This window comes from Rhodococcus sp. (in: high G+C Gram-positive bacteria), assembly GCF_049299235.1.
Lineage (GTDB): Bacteria > Actinomycetota > Actinomycetes > Mycobacteriales > Mycobacteriaceae > Rhodococcus.
In genome coordinates, this window is sequence record NZ_JBAQXC010000359.1 from 1 (window position 1) to 1,703 (window position 1,703).

Annotated in this window: 2 protein-coding genes; one reads left to right on the forward strand and one right to left on the reverse strand. The window is 66.5% G+C overall.

Going from position 1 to position 1,703, the window contains the following annotated elements; translation table 11 throughout:
• Positions 1–29 precede the first annotated feature (29 nt).
• Positions 30–863, reverse strand: coding sequence for an alpha/beta hydrolase (locus WAX14_RS22450; protein ID WP_422630254.1), 834 nt, complete (start codon positions 861–863; stop codon positions 30–32).
• A gap of 230 nt (positions 864–1,093) precedes the next feature.
• On the opposite strand from WAX14_RS22450, the gene WAX14_RS22455 reads away from it, so the two are divergent.
• The coding region (locus WAX14_RS22455; protein ID WP_422630255.1) for an MBL fold metallo-hydrolase at positions 1,094–1,703 on the forward strand (610 nt) is incomplete at its 3' end.

Here is a 1,703-nt window from a genome sequence, read left to right on the forward strand (position 1 = left end):
CCTCGCGGGGCCCAAAAGGCACACCGGGCCTACAGGCGAGCCTTCAGCCAGCCGGTGAGGTCGTCGAGCACCCGGTCCTTCTCGTACTCGTTGAAAATCTCGTGGTACAGCCCGTCGTACAACTCGAGGGTGACGTCCTCGGAGCCGGCACGATCGGCGACCAGTCGGCTGCCGGCCGGATCGGTCAGCTTGTCCTCGGTACCGTGCTGCACCAGCACCGGGACCGTCAACGACGGCAGCCGGGCCGGGTAGGACTCCTGGCCGAGAATGAGCACCCGCGCGATACCCGCCGGCACCAGACCGTGATGCACCAGCGGATCGGCGTTGTACGCGGCCACGACCGCGGGGTTGCGCGACACGTGGTTCGCGTCGAGTTTCTGTACCGGCAGATCCGGCAGGAACCGGCCGATCAGCTTGCCTGCTTCGACGATCACACCGGGCGTGCCGGAGGTGACGACGACCGCGGGACCGGACAGGGCGAGACCCGTCAGTTTCCCTGGGTGGTCGAGGGCATAGCTCAGTGCGATCGCCCCGCCCATCGAATGCCCGAGCAGAAAGCGCGGAAGACCCGGGTGCGCTTCGTCGGCGATCGTGAACAGTCGCGCGATGTCGTCGGTGAACTCGCTCATCTCCCGCAGGTGCAGGCGCTTGCCGCCGGACCGCCCGTGCCCGCGATGATCCGGCGCATAGACCACGAGTCCGATCTCGGTGAGCCGCTCGGCGACGTGGTCGTACCGGCGGGCATGTTCACCGAGTCCGTGGCACAACACCAGAATGCCGCGGGGCTCGTCGTCGGGTGACCAGATGTCGTAGACGATCCGGGTATCGGCGCCGCCGGTGAACGAGGAATCGGAATGTTGCATGGGCGTCCCCTGCCGTGGATTCGGGTTGCGTGTGTCACGCATCCTGCCACGCACGTCCGCGTTCGGTGACGCCGAAGCCGGTGACGTGGGGGGCAGAATTCTGCGGGTCGGGGTTCGGTCGCCGATGGCGATTTCACCCGAGAAGGGTGAGGCCAAGCCGGTCGGCTCCCACCATCCTGGGATCAAGGCCCGGTGTGGGTCGGGCGTCTCGGTTGTGTGGAAGGATCTCGATGACCAACCCATCGGATGACAAGGCACCCGCTTCGACCCGTACCGGGCAGGTACTCCCGTTCGACGACGACCAGGATTTCGCGGACGCCGAACGCGGATTCGTCGCATCGCTCGAACCGGGAATTGTGACGAATTCACACGGAGACGTCGTGTGGGACAGCGATTCGTACGCCTTCCTCGACGAAGCGTGCCCGCCGACGGTGAATCCGAGTCTGTGGCGACAGTCCCGGTTGTGTGTGCGGCAGGGGCTCTTCGCGGTCACCGAGCGCATCTACCAGATTCGCGGTCTCGACTTGTCGAACATGACCCTCGTCGAGGGTGACGCCGGCGTGATCGTGATCGACCCGTTGATCTCCGCGGAGACGGCGGCAGCCGGACTCGCCCTGTATCGGGCGCACCGCGGCGACCGACCCGTTACCGGAGTGATCTACACGCACTGCCACATCGATCACTTCGGCGGGGTCAAAGGTGTCACGACCGAGGAGGACGTTGCCGCCGGACGATGCCCGATACTCGCACCCGCCGGATTCGTCGAGCACGCCGTCGCCGAAAACGTGTACGCGGGCACCGCGATGGGCCGTCGGGCGGCGTACATGTACGGCGCGGCCC